Annotated in this window: 18 protein-coding genes; 13 read left to right on the forward strand and 5 right to left on the reverse strand. The window is 55.2% G+C overall.

Features of this window, described 5'->3' with window-relative positions:
* Positions 1 to 14: 14 nt before the first annotated feature.
* The 4 genes from mzrA to DAQ1742_RS02800 form a co-directional block, all read right to left on the reverse strand.
* Positions 15 to 365 (reverse strand): EnvZ/OmpR regulon moderator MzrA, encoded by a 351-nt coding sequence (mzrA, locus tag DAQ1742_RS02785; protein ID WP_035339675.1) that lies wholly within the window; start codon positions 363 to 365, stop codon positions 15 to 17.
* Positions 365 to 1,039, reverse strand: a complete 675-nt coding sequence (locus DAQ1742_RS02790; protein ID WP_035339677.1) for a DedA family protein — start codon at positions 1,037 to 1,039, stop codon at positions 365 to 367. Before DAQ1742_RS02790 ends, mzrA begins: the two co-directional genes overlap by 1 nt.
* 606 nt (positions 1,040 to 1,645) lie before the next feature.
* The gene (gene exuR, locus DAQ1742_RS02795) at positions 1,646 to 2,425 is read right to left on the reverse strand and encodes a transcriptional regulator ExuR (RefSeq protein ID WP_035339681.1); all 780 of its coding nucleotides are present in this window, start codon (positions 2,423 to 2,425) and stop codon (positions 1,646 to 1,648) included.
* 413 nt (positions 2,426 to 2,838) lie between these two features.
* On the reverse strand, positions 2,839 to 4,140 hold the full coding sequence (locus DAQ1742_RS02800) for an MFS transporter (RefSeq protein ID WP_035339682.1): 1,302 nt from the start codon (positions 4,138 to 4,140) through the stop codon (positions 2,839 to 2,841).
* A 92-nt stretch (positions 4,141 to 4,232) separates the two neighbouring features.
* Here DAQ1742_RS02800 and DAQ1742_RS20435 point away from each other — a divergent pair, with 92 nt between their 5' ends.
* The 5 genes from DAQ1742_RS20435 (at position 4,233) to DAQ1742_RS02820 (ending at position 9,970) form a co-directional block, all read left to right on the forward strand.
* Positions 4,233 to 4,409 carry a hypothetical protein gene (locus tag DAQ1742_RS20435; RefSeq protein WP_232046583.1) on the forward strand — a complete coding sequence of 59 codons (177 nt, stop codon included), beginning with the start codon at positions 4,233 to 4,235 and terminating at the stop codon, positions 4,407 to 4,409.
* 248 nt (positions 4,410 to 4,657) lie between these two features.
* Positions 4,658 to 6,067: a glucuronate isomerase gene (gene uxaC, locus DAQ1742_RS02805; protein ID WP_035345707.1), complete on the forward strand. Its 1,410-nt coding sequence runs from the start codon at positions 4,658 to 4,660 to the stop codon at positions 6,065 to 6,067.
* Positions 6,068 to 6,248: 181 nt separating this feature from the next.
* Entirely contained in the window at positions 6,249 to 7,700 is a 1,452-nt protein-coding gene (locus DAQ1742_RS02810) for a tagaturonate reductase (RefSeq protein WP_035339683.1), read from the forward strand.
* A 17-nt stretch (positions 7,701 to 7,717) separates the two neighbouring features.
* A complete protein-coding gene (locus DAQ1742_RS02815; RefSeq protein ID WP_035339684.1) occupies positions 7,718 to 9,208 on the forward strand; it encodes a UxaA family hydrolase in 1,491 nt (496 codons plus the stop codon).
* A gap of 213 nt (positions 9,209 to 9,421) precedes the next feature.
* Positions 9,422 to 9,970: a YgjV family protein gene (locus DAQ1742_RS02820; RefSeq protein WP_035339685.1), complete on the forward strand. Its 549-nt coding sequence runs from the start codon at positions 9,422 to 9,424 to the stop codon at positions 9,968 to 9,970.
* A gap of 59 nt (positions 9,971 to 10,029) precedes the next feature.
* Here DAQ1742_RS02820 and DAQ1742_RS02825 read toward each other — a convergent pair whose 3' ends face one another.
* Positions 10,030 to 10,983, reverse strand: coding sequence for a TerC family protein (locus DAQ1742_RS02825; protein WP_035339705.1), 954 nt, complete (start codon positions 10,981 to 10,983; stop codon positions 10,030 to 10,032).
* A 520-nt stretch (positions 10,984 to 11,503) separates the two neighbouring features.
* Between DAQ1742_RS02825 and rlmG the strand changes: the two genes are divergently transcribed.
* The 8 genes from rlmG (at position 11,504) to spy (ending at position 18,958) form a co-directional block, all read left to right on the forward strand.
* On the forward strand, positions 11,504 to 12,646 hold the full coding sequence (gene rlmG, locus DAQ1742_RS02830) for a 23S rRNA (guanine(1835)-N(2))-methyltransferase RlmG (RefSeq protein ID WP_035339707.1): 1,143 nt from the start codon (positions 11,504 to 11,506) through the stop codon (positions 12,644 to 12,646).
* Between the two features lie 90 nt (positions 12,647 to 12,736).
* A complete protein-coding gene (locus DAQ1742_RS02835) occupies positions 12,737 to 13,033 on the forward strand; it encodes a hypothetical protein (protein WP_035339709.1) in 297 nt (98 codons plus the stop codon).
* 183 nt (positions 13,034 to 13,216) lie between these two features.
* The gene (gene uhpA / locus DAQ1742_RS02840) at positions 13,217 to 13,807 is read left to right on the forward strand and encodes a transcriptional regulator UhpA (RefSeq protein ID WP_035339711.1); all 591 of its coding nucleotides are present in this window, start codon (positions 13,217 to 13,219) and stop codon (positions 13,805 to 13,807) included.
* Between the two features lie 5 nt (positions 13,808 to 13,812).
* The gene (gene uhpB / locus DAQ1742_RS02845; protein ID WP_035345709.1) at positions 13,813 to 15,318 is read left to right on the forward strand and encodes a signal transduction histidine-protein kinase/phosphatase UhpB; all 1,506 of its coding nucleotides are present in this window, start codon (positions 13,813 to 13,815) and stop codon (positions 15,316 to 15,318) included.
* Positions 15,318 to 16,757: an MFS transporter gene (uhpC, locus tag DAQ1742_RS02850; protein ID WP_408609428.1), complete on the forward strand. Its 1,440-nt coding sequence runs from the start codon at positions 15,318 to 15,320 to the stop codon at positions 16,755 to 16,757. The genes uhpB and uhpC overlap by 1 nt, the downstream gene beginning before the upstream one ends.
* 55 nt (positions 16,758 to 16,812) lie before the next feature.
* Complete coding sequence (uhpT, locus tag DAQ1742_RS02855) at positions 16,813 to 18,204, forward strand: hexose-6-phosphate:phosphate antiporter (RefSeq protein WP_035339713.1); 1,392 nt, start codon at positions 16,813 to 16,815, stop codon at positions 18,202 to 18,204.
* Positions 18,204 to 18,368, forward strand: a complete 165-nt coding sequence (locus DAQ1742_RS02860) for a hypothetical protein (RefSeq protein ID WP_158513802.1) — start codon at positions 18,204 to 18,206, stop codon at positions 18,366 to 18,368. The genes uhpT and DAQ1742_RS02860 overlap by 1 nt, the downstream gene beginning before the upstream one ends.
* A 125-nt stretch (positions 18,369 to 18,493) precedes the next feature.
* Positions 18,494 to 18,958 carry an ATP-independent periplasmic protein-refolding chaperone Spy gene (spy, locus tag DAQ1742_RS02865; RefSeq protein WP_035345713.1) on the forward strand — a complete coding sequence of 155 codons (465 nt, stop codon included), beginning with the start codon at positions 18,494 to 18,496 and terminating at the stop codon, positions 18,956 to 18,958.
* Positions 18,959 to 19,094: the final 136 nt, after the last annotated feature.

Consider the following 19,094-nt stretch of genomic DNA (forward strand, 5'->3'; position numbering starts at 1 on the left):
CCGCGATGGGAGGCTTAGCTGCGCGCCTCTGGTTTAGGCATATTTAGGCGCTGGGCAATGACCAGTGCCTGGGGTAGCACTACGCTTAACACTTCCCGTGCGGCCCCGCTTTGCTCCGGCGATGACAGGCGCACAATAATGCTGTCGTGCCCCGGCGTAATGCTTTTAATGGCGATGCCGCGTTCGTTGAGCTGTTGATAAATGTAAAAACCATCCGGCAGTGGCGTGCCCTGATGACGAGCACTGATGTGGAGCATGACTTCATCAGGCCGCTGTTGTGAAGAGGTGGTGAGTAAGACCACCAAAGGTAACAGCAACAGTAACAGCCGCCAGAGCGGCCGTAGCTTTATTCGAGGAAAGGGCATTATTTTATTCCTTTTCCCGCCGCTGCACGTTTTTTGCGCCAGACTACCCACAATGACCCTACCAGGCCAACACACAGCAGCACCAGTGGCAATAACATCAGGCAAGACATCAGCCGGTCTTCATATTGAAGAAACAGCGGCGAGCTGCCCAGCCCAAAACCAAAAGAAACCAGAATGATCACCCAGAGAAAGCCGCTCATCCAGTTGAAGAACTGAAAACGCGTATTGTCCAGCCCGGAAAGCCCAGCAAGCGTGGGCAGCAGAGTACGGACAAACGCCAGAAAACGACCAATCAACAGTGCTGATAAGCCATGACGATGGAATAACTGATGTGCCCGCTGGTGGTAGTGGGAAGGCAGGTGTGACAGCCAGCTTTGCACCGTGCGGGTGTTGCCAAGCCACTTGCCTTGCAGGTAACTGGCCCAACACCCAAGGCTGGCGGCTGTAGTCAGTAGTACGATCGTCAGCGGATAACTCATGGTGCCTTTGGTTATCACTACCCCAACCAGAATGAGCAGGCTGTCGCCGGGTAAAAAGGCAGCAGGCAGCAGGCCATTTTCAAGAAACAGGATTAAAAACAATGTGATGTAAATCACCCCCACCATTTTGGGATCGGCGAGGACATCAAAGTTCTGGTGCCAGAGCGCATACAAAAGTTCTTTCATTATATCCATCTGGTATTCCTGTACTACGGCGTTGGAAGAACCTCGCTGAGAACCTGCTGGCAGCGTCGATGTCACTGGCGTAACCACTACAGCGACGGATTAGTAACGCTGAGGCCCGGTAAACAGAGCGGTTATTGCTGTTTTTCGGGTGCGTATTCCTTCACGCGCATACATCGTTATGTGTTTGTACGATGAGGCTAAACCCCTCGCTAACTGCGCGCAGTACGCACAGGGCGAAGGATGAGGTCACGCTGTCTCTGGCAAACCTGCAATGCCATTCGTTTAACCCGCTGCCTGGGAGATAATTCAGCGTATAACCTGATAAAAGCGGGCGGCTTTGCAGCGTCTTTTTCTGCTGTAAAACATGACTTTTTGGTCGTTTTACCAGATAAGGTGTACTGCGAGCGGTTAAACGTAAAAAAAGTGCTCTAACTGTAACAAAAGCACCGCAGGTGAGATAGGAAAATATCACGTTCTAAAAACGTATAACGACCTGTTTTTTTAGGGGAGATTGTGATTTCTGTCATATTTTACACTTGTTGACAGAACTCGACAGTGAATCACGCTATTTGCCCCGAAACCGGGAGGCAAAAGTACGTGATCACACACAGGTTGTCAGGATTTACTGTTAGCCAGATGATCGAGGTGAACGACCGGATTTTCTGCAAACATATAGCGGTCAACATTGAATTCGAAATCATCCGTCGTGGCGCGAAACAGCATTTGCTTGGTGTTTTCCAGATGTTGCCACATTGCCAGCTTGGCCGCGTAAGGGTCTTTGCGAATTAACGCTTTGAGAATCTGGTCATGGTCTTCGCACCAGCTCTCAATCGACTTGTCATCGATGTGTTCGTGCAATTTTCGCCAGTAGGGATTGTGAATTCGCTGACTCCACATTTTTTCCACGATGGTCGCCATCGCTGAGTTCTGCGTCGCCAGGGCTACCTGGACATGAAATTTAAGATCCCACTCAGAATCACGAAAGCGGTCTTCCTGACGGGCATTTTCCTGAATTTCCATTAGCTGAACGATGTCTTGCCGCGTCACCTGGGTGGCGGCGAATTCCGCGATATTGCTTTCTATTAACTGGCGGGCCTGCAATAACTCAAACGGCCCGGCGGTCAGAAAGTCAGCATCGCTGCTGTTCACTGCCAGCAGGTGACGTTGCTGGTTGGAAATCACATGGATGCCCGAACCTTTGCGCACCTCCACGTAACCTTCCACTTCCAGCATGATGATAGCCTCGCGTACCACGGTACGGCTGACGTTCATCTCTTCGGAAATATTGCGTTCGGCCGGTAACTTATCACCCACCGGATAAACGCCGCCCTCAATACGTTGTTTCAATTCTGCGGCTAACTGTTGGTAGAGTCGCCTGGATTCTGTCAGTGCCATGATGCCTGCTCTTAAGATAATGGACGCTCCCTAAGGCCATGTGCGTCACTACAACTATCTCGTTAGATTATCTTGTTAAAATGTAGATGGTATCTCTGGAATAGAGTTGTTATACCACTTGCGGTACGCCGTAACCCACATGTCTGTCACAGTTAACAGTTTTCAGCCCGGAATCCCCGCTTACTGATAGGCAGGCGTTGTGAGTAATGGATACGAGTGCGCCATCTGACGGCCATTATCAGGATAGAAGCCTGGCTGCGCCATGTCACCGTCTTCCTGCACGGTATGATGATTTTGGGTATAACAACCGGGAGAATGTGTTCATCCAGTATCTCATGATACCGGATGAACAGGGTGAAGCAGAAATTTGTCTTATCAGGGTACGCAAATGTGCACCCTTGTCACCGACAGGCTTAGTTCTGTTGTGCGGTTTTCAGCTCAGAATGGTTGCTGTTTTCGTCATTGGCGGAGTGGTTTTTCAGTACCGTCCAGATAACGATAGCGCCCAGTACGTCAAATACAGCCAGTACAGCAAACAGCGGGCTAAAGCCGATGGTATCAGCCAGCGCGCCCACAACCAGGGCAAACAGGGTGCTCGCCGTCCAGGCGGCCATACCGGTCAGGCCGTTTGCGGTGGCCACTTCATTACGACCAAACACGTCAGACGAGAGCGTAATCAGCGCGCCAGACAGCGACTGGTGGGCGAAGCCACCGACACACAGCAGGGCGATCGCCACATAAGGGCTGGTGAACAGGCCGATGGTGCCGGGGCCGATCATCAGCAGTGCGCCCATGGTCACCACCATTTTACGCGACACAATCAGGTTCACTTTGAAGTGTTTCTGAAACAGCATCGGCAGATAGCCGCCAACGATACAGCCAAGGTCAGCGAACAGCATCGGCATCCAGGCGAACATGGCGATTTCTTTCAGGTTAAAGCCATAAGCCTTGAACATAAACAGCGGGATCCACGCATTAAATGTGCCCCAGGCGGGCTCAGCCAGAAAACGCGGCAGCGCGATGCCCCAGAACTGGCGGTTACGCAGGATCTGCAAGGCAGACATCTTCTTGGCATTCCCGACCTGATGATGCGCTTCCTGGCCACTCAGGATGTAGTCACGCTCTTCATCACTCAGTTTGTCCTGATCTTTCGGGTGTTTGTAGAAATACAACCAGCCAATTGCCCACATCAGGCTCAGCACACCGGTGATGACAAAGGCCATCTGCCAGCTGTGCGCCATAATTGCCCACACCACCAGCGGCGGAGCCAACATACCACCGATAGAGGAACCGACGTTGAAGTAACCCACGGCAACAGAACGTTCTTTGGCCGGGAACCACTCGCTGGTCGCTTTCAGGCCGGCCGGGATCATGGCGGCTTCCGCCATCCCTACCGCACCACGCGCGATAGCCAGGCCTCCCCAGCTGTTCGCCAGCGCCGTGGCGGCACAGAAGACAGCCCACAACACGGCGAACATGGCATAACCCACTTTGGTGCCGAGTAAGTCCAGTACATAACCGGCTACCGGCTGCATGATGGTATAGCAGGCGGAATAGGCGGCAATGATATAGGAATACTGTTGAGTGCTGATATGAAGTTGTTCTTGCAACGTGGGCGCTGCGGCGGCAATTGCGTTACGCGTCAGGTAACCCAGAACGGTACCGACGGTCACCAGTCCGATCATGTACCAGCGCAAGCCTTTGATCTTGAGCATGTTAAATATCTCTCCGAGTGTAAGTATCGCGGCAAACCTGTCAGTCGTCTGCTGCGATAGGTATAGACCACACTGAGCGTGACAAGAGACGAATGTCTTGGTCACCTCAGCGGGAGTTGCCGCCTGACTGGTTGCCCTGCCGCCGGATACGGCTGACGGGCGGGCCGCGACGGCAATCCCGCCGCGCGCGTTTATTGTTTTCCAGCGGGAACATCAACTCTGTTGACGATATTGAGATTGAATCCCCTCATCAGGCAGCGCTACAATAATTTGTCATACCAATTTAAAAGTTGAGTGATATCACAAAACCACGAATTTGCTGGGGAATAAACGAAATCGGGCGGTAAAAAGGGCTCTGTGACCGGGTGTAAGCGTAAAAAAGCCGGAATTGGAAGTGGTTTCTGCCATTTTTGCGATCATGACCTCACTAATGGTGTCAGTTATCGTCGATAATTGGTGTGATATCTTTGTAAGCGTGACCGTGTTTGATTGGCAAATGTCGTGTGAGGAAACAAACATGCCCCAGTTTTTAAGTGAAGATTTTTTGTTGGATACTGAATTCGCCCGTCGTCTGTATCATGATTTTGCTGCGGATCAGCCCATTTTTGACTACCACTGCCATTTGCCTCCTGCGCAGATCGCTGAAAATTATCGCTTCAAAAACTTGTATGACATCTGGCTGAAAGGCGATCACTACAAGTGGCGTGCCATGCGCACCAATGGTGTACCAGAACGTTTCTGTACCGGCGATGCCAGCGACTGGGAAAAATTTGAAGCCTGGGCTGCCACGGTGCCGCATACCATTGGTAATCCGCTGTACCACTGGACGCATCTGGAACTGCGCCGCCCGTTCGGCATCACTGGCACGGTGCTGTCGCCGTCTACCGCTAAAGAGATTTGGGATCGCACCAATGCCTTGCTGGAGCGTGATGAATTTTCTGCCCGCGGCATCATGCAGCAGATGAACGTGAAAATGGTCGGCACCACCGATGACCCGATTGACGACCTGCAACATCACAAAGCCGTGGCTCAGGATAAAACCTTCTCTGTCAAGGTGCTGCCGAGCTGGCGTCCTGATAAAGCGTTCAATATCGAACTCGACAGCTTTAACGATTACATGGCGAAGCTGGGCGAAGTCTCCGATACCGATATCCGCCGCTTTAGCGACCTGCAAGCCGCGCTGGCCAAACGTCTCGATCACTTTGCCGCACACGGCTGTAAAGTGTCTGACCATGCGCTGGACGTGGTGCTGTTTGCTGAAGCGGATGAAAGCACGCTAGACAGCATTCTGGCGCGTCGCCTGTCTGGTGAAAGCCTTGTCGAGCTGGAAGTCGCGCAGTTCAAAACAGCGGTGCTGGTATGGCTGGGGGCGGAATACGCGCGTCGCGGCTGGGTGCAGCAGTATCACATTGGTGCACTGCGCAACAATAACCAGCGTCAGTTCAAGCTGCTGGGGCCGGATGTGGGCTTTGACTCCATCAACGACCGCCCGATGGCGCAAGAACTGTCACGCCTGTTGAGCAAGCAGAATGAAGAGAATCTGCTGCCGAAAACCATCCTTTACTGCCTGAACCCGCGTGATAACGAAGTGCTGGGCACCATGATCGGTAACTTCCAGGGCGAAGGGATGCCGGGCAAGATGCAGTTCGGTTCAGGCTGGTGGTTTAACGACCAGAAAGACGGTATGCAACGTCAGATGACACAGCTGGCGCAGCTCGGTCTGCTGAGCCGTTTTGTCGGTATGCTGACGGACAGCCGCAGCTTCCTGTCTTACACCCGCCACGAATATTTCCGTCGCATCCTGTGCCAGATGATTGGCCGCTGGGTTGCCGATGGCGAAGCGCCAGCCGATTTACCGCTGCTGGGCGAGATGGTGAAAAACATCTGTTTTGATAATGCCAAAAACTATTTCGGCATCGAGTTATAAGAAAAAAGGGAGAGCGGGTGCCACGACGGGCCCGTTTGTCAATGTTGTGATTTCGGGCTGGCGCAGGGTGCTCAATCCACCGCCCTGACGCTGTCGTGCTGACCAGACGCTGTTTTCATTATCTGATGGTTGTACCGACTGGCGTTTGTCCCGAATTGTCGTGTTCTGAGGTAGCTTGTTAATGCAAACGCTGAATCGTCGTGATTTTCCTGGCCGTCATCATCCTGACCGTGTTATCCAGTTTGGTGAAGGTAATTTCCTGCGCGCTTTTGTTGACTGGCAGTTAGATCTGCTCAATGAACATACCGCTTTGGATGCCGGTATTGTTATTGTTCGCCCGATTGATACCGACTTCCCGCCTGCGCTGGATACGCAAGACGGGTTGTACACCACCATTATTCGTGGGTTGAACGAGCAGGGCGAAGCGGTACGCGAGCCGCGCCTGATTCGCTCGGTGAACCGTGAAATCAATGTGTACCGTCAGTTTGACGACTATCTGGCGCTGGCACACGACGCCAATATTCGCTTTGTGTTTTCCAACACCACCGAAGCCGGTATTAGCTACCACGCCGATGACCAACTGACGGATACGCCACCGGCCAGCTTCCCGGCGAAACTGACCCGCTTGCTGTTTGAGCGTTTCAACCATTTTAACGGTGCCGCCGATAAAGGCTGGGTGCTGTTGCCGTGCGAGCTGATTGACTACAACGGCGAAAAACTCAAAGAGCTGGTGCTGCGTTATGCCGCACAGTGGGCACTGCCTGCCGCCTTTACGACCTGGCTAAATGAGCACAATACTTTCTGCTCGACGCTGGTTGACCGCATCGTAACCGGGTATCCGCGTGCCGAAGTCGAGACGCTGCAACAGGAATTGGGCTATCAGGACGGCTTTCTGGATACCGCCGAATACTTCTACCTGTTTGTGATCCAGGGGCCGCAGTGGCTGGCAAACGAGCTGCACCTTAATGAGCTGGATTTGAATATCCGTATCGTTGATGACATCAAACCGTACAAAGAGCGCAAAGTGGCGATTCTGAACGGTGCCCATACGGCGCTGGTACCGGTGGCGTTTCTGGCCGGGCTGGATACGGTCGGCGAGTCAATGAATGACGCGCAGGTTAGCCAGTTTGTAGAAACCACCATTGCCAATGAAATCGTCCCGGTACTGGACTTGCCGCATGATGAACTGGTGTCGTTTGCTCAGGCGGTATTAAGCCGTTTCAGAAACCCGTTCATCCAGCATCAGTTGCTGTCTATCGCGCTTAACGGCATGACCAAATTCCGCACCCGCATCCTGCCGCAGTTACTGGCCTACCGCGAAAGCAAAGGCGAGCTGCCACAGCGCCTGACGTTTGCGCTGGCGGCGCTCATCGCCTTCTACCGTGGCGAGCGTCATGGCGAGCGTTATCCGTTGCAGGATGATGCGCACTGGCTGGAACGTTATGCCACGCTGTGGGGCGGTGTTGCGGCAGGCAGCACCACGCTTGCGCAACTGGTGAACACCGTATTGGCGGATGCCGAACACTGGGAGCAGGACTTGACCCAGGTGCCTGGTCTGGCTGAACAGGTGACGGCACAATTGCAGGCTATCGTTGAGCGCGGTATGCGTGATGCGCTAGTGAACTACTGCTAATCGCGAAGGTGCTATCTATGCAGAGCATTATCAAAATTCATTCACTGGACAATGTGGCCGTGGCCCTGCGCGATTTGGCGCAGGATGAAACTGTCTTCGCAGGTGATGTCTCGCTGACATTGCCGCAGCCGGTAGCTCGCGGGCATAAATTTGCCCTGCAACCGATCGCCGCCGGGGCGATGGTCGTCAAGTACGGTTTGCCTATCGGCCATGCGCTGGTTGATATCGCCGCCGGTGAGCACATTCACTCTCAGAACGCCAAAACCAACCTGAGCGATCTGGATGAGTATCAGTACCAGCCGGAATTCATCAGCCTGCCCGCACAGATGGCCGATCGTGAGGTGCAGATCTATCGCCGCCATAATGGTGATGTGGGCATTCGTAACGAGCTGTGGATCCTGCCGACGGTCGGTTGCGTCAACGGGATTGCCCGCCAGATCCAGCAGCGTTTCCTGAAAGAAACCAACAACGCGGAAGGGATCGACGGAGTATACCTGTTCACTCATCCATTTGGCTGCTCGCAACTGGGTGAAGATCATGAGAACACCCGTACCATGCTGCAAAACATGGTGCGCCATCCGAATGCGGGTGCGGTATTGGTGATTGGTCTGGGCTGCGAAAACAATCAGGTGTCTGCCTTTCGTGACACGCTGGGTGAGTTTGATGCCGAGCGCGTCAACTTTATGATTTGCCAGCAGCAGGAAGATGAAGTCGAAGCCGGTCTGGAACGTTTACATCAGTTGTATCAGGCGATGCGCAATGACGCGCGCGAGCCGGGTAAACTGAGCGAACTGAAGTTTGGTCTGGAATGCGGCGGCTCGGATGGCCTGTCTGGTATCACGGCGAACCCGTTGCTGGGGCGCTTCTCGGATTATCTGATTGCCAACGGTGGCACCACGGTGCTGACCGAAGTGCCGGAAATGTTTGGTGCCGAGCGCATTCTGATGAGCCGCTGCCGCGATGAGGCCACATTCGAGAAAACCGTGCACATGGTCAATGATTTCAAACAGTATTTCATTGAACATAACCAGCCAATTTATGAGAACCCGTCGCCGGGCAACAAAGCCGGTGGCATCACCACGCTGGAGGAGAAATCCCTCGGTTGCACCCAGAAAGCGGGCCAGAGCAAAGTGGTGGACGTACTCAAATACGGTGAGCGCCTGCACACGCCGGGGCTGAACCTGCTGAGTGCGCCAGGTAACGATGCGGTTGCCACCAGCGCGCTGGCCGGGGCCGGTTGTCATATGGTGCTGTTCAGCACCGGCCGTGGCACGCCTTACGGTGGTTTTGTGCCGACGGTCAAACTGGCAACCAACACGGAGCTGGCGAAGAAGAAACCGCACTGGATTGATTTTGATGCCGGTCGCCTGATTCACGATGTGCCGATGGATGACCTGCTCGCGCAATTCGTTGACCTGATTGTCGAGATTGCCAACGGCAAACTGGCGAAAAACGAGATCAATGATTTCCGTGAGCTGGCTATCTTCAAAAGCGGTGTCACGCTGTAAGCGGGTTGGGCTATCGGGGGTTTGCTGTCGCCCATCGCCAATGGCCTTATAAATAATAATGTTATAAGGCCTGACGTTTTAAGACTGAAAACGCGGGAATGTCGGTATTCGGTATTCTTGCGTTGAAAATCCGCATGGTTCCAAATAAAATAAAACGGTGTTTCATTTTTTATGAGCGCCGTTTTTTTACGGCCCTACTTTAAGGCGGGGATCATGACTTCTTATGTATTTGCCCAGGCAGTTGGCGTACTGGCCTTTATGGTCGGTATCACCATGTTTTTTAACCGCAATGACAAAAAATTCAAAATACAGCTTTCCGTTTATAGCGCGGTGATTGCCTGTCACTTCTTTCTGATGGGAGCGAATGCTGCGGGCATGAGCGCCATGCTGAACTCCGGGCGTACCCTGATCACCCTGAAAACCAGCAATATCGCGGTGATGTTTGTGTTTATTGCGCTGACGCTGGCACTCGGCCTGCCGGGCGTGAAACACCCGATGGAACTGTTGCCGATTATCGGCACCGTGTGCAGTACCTGGGCACTGTTTCGCGCCCATGGTTTGACCACCCGTTGCATCATCTGGTGCTCCACGGCGCTGTGGGTCGCACATAATATTTGGCTGGGGTCGATTGGCGGGTCGTTGATTGAAGCGAGCTTTCTGGTGATAAACGGCTTTAATATCATGCGTTTCTGGCGGATGCAGCGTAACGGCATCGACCCGTTTCGGGTTGAAGACCCGCAGTCATCGACCAAAAGCGCCTGAGACATCGCCCCGCCGCCACAGGCGGGGCGTATTTTTACGCAGGATGTTGTCAGCAGGCGTTAGCGCCCGGCGCGGCGGTTAACCCAGATATTGAGCAGGATAGTTACCAGCAAAATCGCCGCCACCACGCTGAGTGAAATGGCGACAGGAATGTGGAACAGGTCTATCAGCATCATTTTGATACCGATAAAGATAAGGATCACCGCCAGCCCGTATTTCAGCATCGAGAACTTCTGCGCCACACCGGCCAGCAGGAAGTACATGGCGCGCAGCCCCAGAATGGCAAACAGGTTTGAGGTCAACACAATAAACGGGTCGGTGGTGACGGCGAAAATAGCCGGAATGCTGTCTACCGCGAAAATAACATCGCTGATTTCCACCATCACCAGCACCAGAAACAGCGGGGTGGCATACAGCAATCCATTCTGACGGATGAAAAAGCGCTCGCCGTGCAGGCTGTCCGTCATGCGCAGGCGGCTGCGTAAAAAGCGCACGACGGGTTTTTCACCCACGGCGGTGCCGTCCTCTTTCGCCAGCGCCATTTTGATACCGGTGAGGAGCAAGAACGCGCCGAACAGGTACAGCAGCCACTGAAACTGCGACACCAGCCAGCTTCCGGCAAACACCATTATCGTGCGCAGCACAATCGCGCCCAGCACCCCATAAATCAACACCCGGCGCTGATACTGGGCCGGAATGGCGAAATAGCTAAACAGCATCAGCCAGACAAAAACGTTATCGACCGCCAGCGCTTTCTCAATCAGGTAGCCGGTAAAGAAGGCCAGCGCCTGGGCATCAGCCACCTCACGCCCGGCCGTGTGGGTGAGATACCACCAAAAACCGGCGTTAAACGCCACCGTGAGCGTCACCCACACCAGCGACCAGACCGCCGCCTGTTTGAAGCTCATCACCGTTGAGCCTTTTTTGCCTTGGTAAAGCAAATCAATAGCCAGCATTATCAACACAATAATCGCAAAACTACCCCACATCAGGGGGGTTCCTATCGTTACCATAGCACTCTCCCTTAGCCCGTATTCCAGCGGCGCATGCCAGCCGGTGAGCGTTTTCATCAATCATGTTGTCGTCAGAGCATGTCGTTATCAGAACATGTTGTTATCAGAAAACCGTCTTATCAGAAAACAAAACGGCCTGTGTCAGAAGGCACAGGCCGTTTGCGATGACTATGCTGCAAATGAACCTCGCCTTCTGGCAAGGTCTTACTTACAACTTAATGTGAACAGCGTCATTAAGGTTGCCTGGTAACCGAGTGCAGCCGCACTGTAATGACGATTAACCAGCGAGAAGTTACTCCCCTTTGCATGATTAAAGATAGGTGAGTTACGCCATAGGGTCAACTATTGCGCAGGGCAACCCCCTGGCTAAAAAGACGTGTGCTTTTTGGTTTGTTATCGTCGCTGGTGTGGGGAAAACGGTAGCCTGAGCGGGTGCGGTGGCATCAAGGCAGAAAAATCATTTACTGTGGCGTCGTTTTAAGGGATAAACAGCGCCAGATTTTGCTTTGCAGGAGCGGCCATGAGCCAACTATTTCTGGAAACATCCTCACTGACGCTGGTGCGCTACCCGCACGAGGAGCGTCAGGCGACGCTACAGGCGTGGGACGCCGCGGATGAATATCTGTTACGGGAGCTTTCGACCATCCCTTCCGGGCCGGGGCCGACGCTGATTTTTAACGATGCGTTCGGCGCGCTGGCCTGTGCGTTACAGGCGCAAGCGCCGTATAGCATCAGCGATTCCTATCTCAGCCAACTGGCGACACGCCATAATCTGGCCCTCAATGGCTATCCTGAAGAGTCGGTCACGCTGCAAGATAGCCTCTGTGCCCTGCCGGATGCGCCATCCTTGGTGGTGATAAAGGTGCCCAAAACGCTGGCGCTGCTTGAGCACCAGTTGCGCCAGCTGTGCGCAGTGGTGACAGCGCACACGGTGGTGATAGCGGCAGCCAAAGCGCGCGATATTCACACCTCTACGCTTGAACTGTTCGAGCAGATTCTGGGGCCGACGCGCACGTCGCTGGCCTGGAAGAAAGCGCGGTTGATTCACTGTCAGCCGCAGGCCGATAGCGCCAGGGCCACGCCCGTTATCACCCGTTGGACGCTTGATGACAGCGGTTATTGCATCAACAACCATGCCAATGTGTTTGCCCGCAGCGGTCTGGATATCGGTGCCCGTTTTTTTATGCAGCATCTGCCAACCCAGATCGAGGGCAAAATCGCCGATTTGGGCTGTGGTAACGGCGTCATCGGTCTGGCGGCACTGGCACTTAACCCACTGGCGTATGTCAGCTTTTTCGATGAATCCTATATGGCGATCGCCTCCAGCCGCCTTAATGTAGAGGAAAATCGGCCACAGGATAGGGCGCGCAGCAGCTTTGTGGTCAACCACGCGCTGGCCGGTGTGGCGAAAGAGAGCCTCCAGGCGGTGCTATGCAACCCGCCGTTTCATCAACAACAGGCGCTGACCGATGATGTCGCCTGGCAAATGTTTCTCGATGCGCGCCGCTGCCTGATGACCGGGGGGGAACTGCGCATTGTCGGCAATCGTCATCTGGATTATTTCCACAAGCTCAAGCGCCTGTTTGGCAACTGTGAGAATGTGGCCAGCAATGCGAAGTTTGTGGTGCTGCGCGCGGTAAAAACTGCGTCAGGCTCACGCTAAGCGCGGGCTGGCCCGGCACGTCCGTCGGGCATTTGTTGTCATACGGGCCTGCCAGTATAATCCGCAGGGTATATCAGCGAAGGAAGGGTTATGTGTATTGACGAGTTGCAGGCACGGCTGGAGAGTGCATTGCAGGCGCTGGAAGTCAGTGTGGGCCGCCAGCAACAGGTCTGGCAACGTGATTATCAGCATCTTCATCTGCAATTGGTTCAGGCGCGCCAGCGAGAGGCGGAGTTATGCGCGCGTCTTAACGAGCTGGTGAGCCGGGTCAACCTGATGGATGTCTCGCCCGAGCGCAATCCGCTGTTGCAGAAAGTTAGCCTGATCCGCGCCCATATTGAGGCGTTAGCGGCCGAAGCCGCTGCCTTTCACCGTTCCTTGCTGTGACCTGACGGTGCCCTGATTGCACGGCAAGCGTGGCAGCAGGATGGCGAAATACGCGCTGGTGCCGGTTTTTCGCGCTGGGTTCGCGCACAGGCTCACAGAACGAGGGTTGACCATTGCTCAGCGCTTGAACACATGCGGGCTTAACGCTAAGGTAAGCGCCTCTTTGCTTGTCCTGGTTACATCATGATTACCCTCGCCCTGATTGACGATCATCTCATTGTGCGCTCTGGCTTTGCCCAGTTGCTGGGGCTTGAGCCAGATATGCAGGTGGTAGGCGAATTCGGCTGCGCGCGTGAGGCGCTGGCCGGTTTGCCGGGGCGCGGTGTGCAGGTGTGTATTTGTGATATTTCCATGCCGGATATGTCGGGCCTTGAACTGCTCGGCCAACTGCCCAAAGGCATGGCGGTGATCATGCTCTCCGTACACGACAGCCCGGCGCTGATTGAGCAGGCGCTCAATACCGGCGCGCGCGGCTTTCTCTCGAAACGGTGCAGCCCTGATGAGCTGGTGGCGGCGGTGCGAACCGTGGCCGGTGGCGGCTGCTACCTCACGCCGGACATCGCACTGAAACTGGCGTCTGGCCGCCAAGACCCGCTGACCCGGCGTGAGCGGCAGGTGGCGGAAAAACTGGCGCAAGGCATGGCGGTGAAAACCATCGCCGCCGAGCTTGGGCTGTCGCCGAAAACCGTGCATGTCCATCGGGCGAATCTGATGGAAAAACTGGGTGTCAGCAATGATGTCGAGCTGGCGCGCCGTATGTTTGAGGGGTGGTGACGGGCGTGTTTGTCACCGGACTTATCGCCGCACTGGCCAGTGGTTTTACCTTTTCCGCCGCCTGGTTTTGTTTGTGGAGCATCAGCCTGCATTTGGTGGTGCGCCCGGATCTGGCGATATTGCTATTTCCGTTTGGCTTGCGCCTCGGGCTGATGCTGCAAGCGCCGCGCCGTTTCTGGCCGGTGTTGCTGGCCAGCGAGTGGGGGCTTACTGCCTGGCTGGTGACGGAAGTGAAACTGGCGCACTCGTCGCTGCTGCTGCTCGGTAGCCTGTTGACCTTGCTGCCGGTGTTGCTGGTATCGCGCCTGCCGCGTCGGGATGACTGGCATACGCTGTTGTGGCAAGGCGGCGCGCTGGTGACGGCGGCGCTGTTGCAGTCGCTGCCGTGGCTTGGCCGGGGTGAGGAGACGTTTACCGTCCTGCTGCTGACGCTGACCGGCGGGTTAACGCTGTCACCGGCCTGCCTGCTTATCTGGCACTACCTGTCCAGTGCCACCTGGCTGCCGCTCGGCCCGGCGCTGGTTTCCCAGCCGGTGAACTGGCGCGGGCGTCATCTGCTGTGGTATTTGCTGCTGTTTGTCATCAGCCTGTGGCTGCAACTGGGTTTACCGGCCGAACTGTCGCGCTTTACGCCGTTTTGTCTGGCGTTGCCTATTATCGCGCTGGCCTGGCACTACGGCTGGCAAGGGGCGCTCATCGCCACGCTGATGAATGCCATTGCCCTGATAGCCAGCCAGACCTGGCATGAACACCCGGTGGATTTACTGCTTTCGCTGCTGGCCCAGAGTCTCACCGGGCTCTTGCTGGGCGCGGGCATTCAGCGCCTGCGCGAGCTAAACCTGTCGCTGCAAAACCAACTGCTGCGTAACCGCCGGCTGGCGGAGCGGCTGCTGGAAACCGAGGAGAGCGTGCGCCGGGATGTGGCGCGCGAGCTGCATGACGATATCGGTCAAACGATCACGGCAATTCGCACCCAGGCCGGTATTTTGCTGCGCCTGACGCCGGTACACCCCAGCGCCCGGCAAAGCGGGGCGTTGATAGAAAAACTCTCGCTCAGTGTCTATGACTCGGTGCGCCGCCTGATGGGACGCCTGCGCCCGCGCCAGCTTGATGACCTGACGCTGGAGCAGGCGGTGCGCTCATTGCTGCGTGAAATGGAGCTGGAAGCCTATGGCATCGTCAGCCACCTGCGTTGGCAAATTGATGAAACCTCACTCAGTGAAGGGGTGAGGGTGACGCTGTTTCGCGTCTGTCAGGAAGGGTTAAACAACATTGTCAAACACGCCAATGCCAGTGCGGTGACGCTACAGGTGCAGCAGGACGGGCAGTGGCTGACGCTGGTGATTGAAGATGATGGTTGCGGGTTGCCGCCGGGCTCCGGCGCACACGGATTTGGCTTGCTTGGCATGCGCGAGCGCGTCACCGCGCTGGGCGGCACGTTACAGCTCTCGTGTACGCACGGCACCCGCCTGACGGTCACACTGCCACTGCCTGATACCGGGGTGTCCTGATGCGCGGTTTTTTGAACATTCCAGCCAGTGCGCCCGCGCTGCGCGACCCGGCGGCGATCGAGTCCACCTATCGCTACTGGCGACGCCATATTCTGATTACGCTCTATCTCGGCTATGCGTTGTTCTACTTCACGCGTAAGAGTTTTAATGCCGCCGTACCGGAAATTCTCGCCAGCGGGCTGATGGCGCGTACCGATATCGGTTTGCTGGCGACGCTGTTCTACGTCACCTACGGGGTATCAAAATTTGTCTCAGGCATCGTCAGCGATCGCTCGAACGCCCGTTATTTTATGGGGATCGGTTTGCTGGCAACCGGCGTGGTCAATATTCTGTTCGGCTTTTCCTCTTCGCTGTGGTCGTTTGCCATCTTGTGGATGGTGAATGCCTTTTTTCAGGGCTGGGGCGCGCCGGTGTGCGCCCGCTTGTTGACCAGCTGGTACTCACGCACGGAGCGCGGCGGCTGGTGGGCTGTCTGGAACACGGCGCATAACGTCGGCGGAGCGCTTATCCCGATGATGATTGGTGCTGCGGCACTGCACTACGGCTGGCGTGCGGGCATGATGATAGCGGGTGGGCTTGCCATCGTCGCCGGGCTGTTTTTGTGCTGGCGGCTGCGCGACCGCCCGCAGACGCTCGGTTTGCCAAGCGTGGGCGAGTGGCGTCGTGATGCGCTGGAGATAACCCAGCAGCAAGAAGGCCTAGGGTTATCCCGGCGCGAGATCCTGCGCAAATATGTGTTTACCAACCCCTATATTTGGCTGCTGGCTTGCTGCTACGTGCTGGTGTACGTGGTGCGCGCGGCCATCAACGACTGGGGCAATCTGTATATGTCGGAAACGCTTGGCGTTGATCTGGTGACGGCAAACTCAGCCGTGACCATGTTCGAGCTGGGCGGGTTTATCGGCGCACTGGTCGCGGGCTGGGGCTCTGACAAGCTGTTTAATGGCAATCGCGGGCCGATGAACCTGATTTTTGCCGCGGGTATTTTGCTCTCCGTCGGGTCGCTGTGGCTGATGCCGTTTGCCAGCTATGTGATGCAGGCCGCCTGCTTTTTCACTACCGGATTTTTCGTGTTCGGCCCGCAAATGCTGATTGGCATGGCGGCGGCAGAGTGTTCGCACAAAGACGCCGCCGGTGCTGCGACCGGGTTTGTCGGGCTGTTTGCGTATCTGGGCGCATCGCTGTCTGGCTGGCCGCTGGCGCGCATTATGGAAGTCTGGCACTGGACGGGTTTTTTTGCCGTTATCGCGGTGGCGGCCGGTGTTTCTGCGCTGTTGCTGCTGCCATTCTTGCGCGCCTCCTCTCCACGCCCGTCCCCCCTCTGGCGTGATTCGCTTCACTGTTTGCCGTCAATAGCGCCAAAACCGGGAAAATTTCCTAGCAGGAGCAGGACGTTCCCTCAGGCCTGGCAGCGCGCGGTTTTTTACAATTTCGCATGACAACCGTTCGATTCGCTATAACAACAACAGCGCCTGTCCTGTAAGGGGAAATCTCATGCTCAATTTTTTAAACCAGGTGCGTCGGCCGACGCTGGATCTGCCGCTCGAGGCGCGGCGCAAGATGTGGTTCAAGCCTTTCATGCAGTCCTATCTGGTGGTGTTCATTGGCTACCTGACCATGTACTTGATCCGCAAGAATTTCAACATCGCTCAAAATGACATGATCAGTACCTATGGCCTGAGCATGACCCAGCTTGGCATGATTGGCCTTGGTTTCTCTATCACCTATGGGGTGGGGAAAACGCTGGTGTCTTATTACGCCGATGGCAAAAATACCAAACAATTTCTGCCGTTTATGCTGATCCTCTCCGCCATTTGTATGCTGGGTTTTAGCGCCAGCATGGGCACCGGCTCGGTCAGCCTGTTTTTGATGATAGCGTTCTATGCCCTGAGCGGCTTCTTTCAGAGTACCGGCGGCTCGTGCAGTTACTCCACCATTACCAAATGGACACCGCGGCGCAAGCGGGGCACCTATCTGGGGCTGTGGAACATCTCCCATAATCTGGGCGGTGCCGGGGCGGCGGGCGTCGCGTTGTTCGGTGCCAACTACCTGTTTAACGGCCATGTTATCGGCATGTTCGTTTTCCCCTCCATTATTGCGTTGATTGTCGGGTTTATCGGCCTGCGCTTTGGCAGCGATTCGCCGGAATCTTACGGGCTGGGTAAAGCAGAAGAGCTGTTTGATGAAGCCATTTCTGAAGAAGATCAGGAAGCCGAAGACGCCAGCATGAGCAAATGGCAGATCTTCGTTGAGTACGTACTGAAAAACAAAGTGATTTGGCTGCTATGCTTCTCCAATATTTTCCTGTATGTGGTGCGCATCGGTATCGATCAATGGTCTACCGTGTATGCCTATCAGGTGCTGAAATTATCCAAAGACGTCGCCATTCAGGGCTTTACCCTGTTTGAAGTCGGTGCGCTGGTGGGCACGTTACTGTGGGGCTGGCTGTCTGATTTGGCCAATGGTCGTCGCGGGCTGGTGGCCTGTGTCGCACTGGCGCTGATTATCGCCACGCTCGGGGTGTATCAACATGCCAGCAATCAGTATGTCTATCTGGCTTCCCTGTTTGCACTCGGCTTTTTGGTGTTTGGCCCGCAGTTGTTGATTGGTGTGGCGGCGGTCGGGTTCGTGCCGAAGAAAGCCATCAGCGCCGCTGACGGCATCAAAGGCACCTTCGCCTACCTGATTGGCGACAGCTTTGCCAAACTCGGCCTTGGCATGATTGCCGATGGCAAGCCCATCTTTGGGCTGACCGGCTGGGCGGGCACCTTTGCCGCGCTCGATACTGCCGCAATCGGGTGCATCATCCTGATGGCGATGGTTGCCATCATGGAAGAGCGCAAAATCCGGCGTGAAAAACGCCTGTTGCAGGCACAACAAGCATAATGAAACCGCTATCGCCGGGTGAGGCTGATGCCGCCCGGCGCTACGCCCGCTATTGCTCTGGCCGTTTGTCTGGCGAACCGCGCAGGACAACGGCCTTTTTTATTCCCGCATCGCGCCGCGCTTACGCAATATTGTCACCTTCTCCACAATTGGCCGAATTGTGAATATCGCCCTTGCACAGCTTTACCCACGCCCCCGGTTTACTGAACTTCAGCGGCCTATACTCATCACAAAGGTTGATGCACAGCCGTGCATTGATAACGAAAACCGCAATGTGAAGGAATGTTTTATGTCTAAATTAACTGCGATTATGGTGGCCTCTGTTCTGGCGTTGGGAAGTGCTGGCGCGGCTTATGCTCAGGATAACACCCCACCCGAACAGGGCGGGCGTATGATGAAACACCACGGCGGTGAGCGTGGCATGGAACATGACATGATGTTTAAAGGGCTGAACCTGAGCGACGAGCAACGCCAGAAAATGCGAGACATCGTTGAAAACGCTAAAAAAGACAATTCCCGTCCTTCGGCTGAACAGCGCAGCGAATGGCACAGTCTGATTGCCTCGGACAGTTTCGATAAAGCCAAGGCTGACAGCGTGGTTAACCAAATGGCGCAGGCCAATAAAGCTCAAATGCTCAAACACCTGGAAATTCAGAATAAAATGTACAATGTGCTGACGCCGGAGCAGAAAAAGCAGTTTAACGAGAATTTTGCTAAACGCCTGAAAGAGAAAACCCCGCCAGCGGCGCAATAAACCCGACGCTGACCCCCTGTGCGGGCGCGTTGATTCGCGCCCGTTTGCTCTCCCTTCCTGTTTTGTTCTGCGTTTAAACAACTTTTCGCCATTTGTTACTTTCCAATCGCTGCCGCTTGCTCTATCAATAGCGCGT

The sequence above is a fragment of the Dickeya aquatica genome (assembly GCF_900095885.1).
GTDB classification, from domain to species: Bacteria; Pseudomonadota; Gammaproteobacteria; order Enterobacterales; family Enterobacteriaceae; genus Dickeya; species Dickeya aquatica.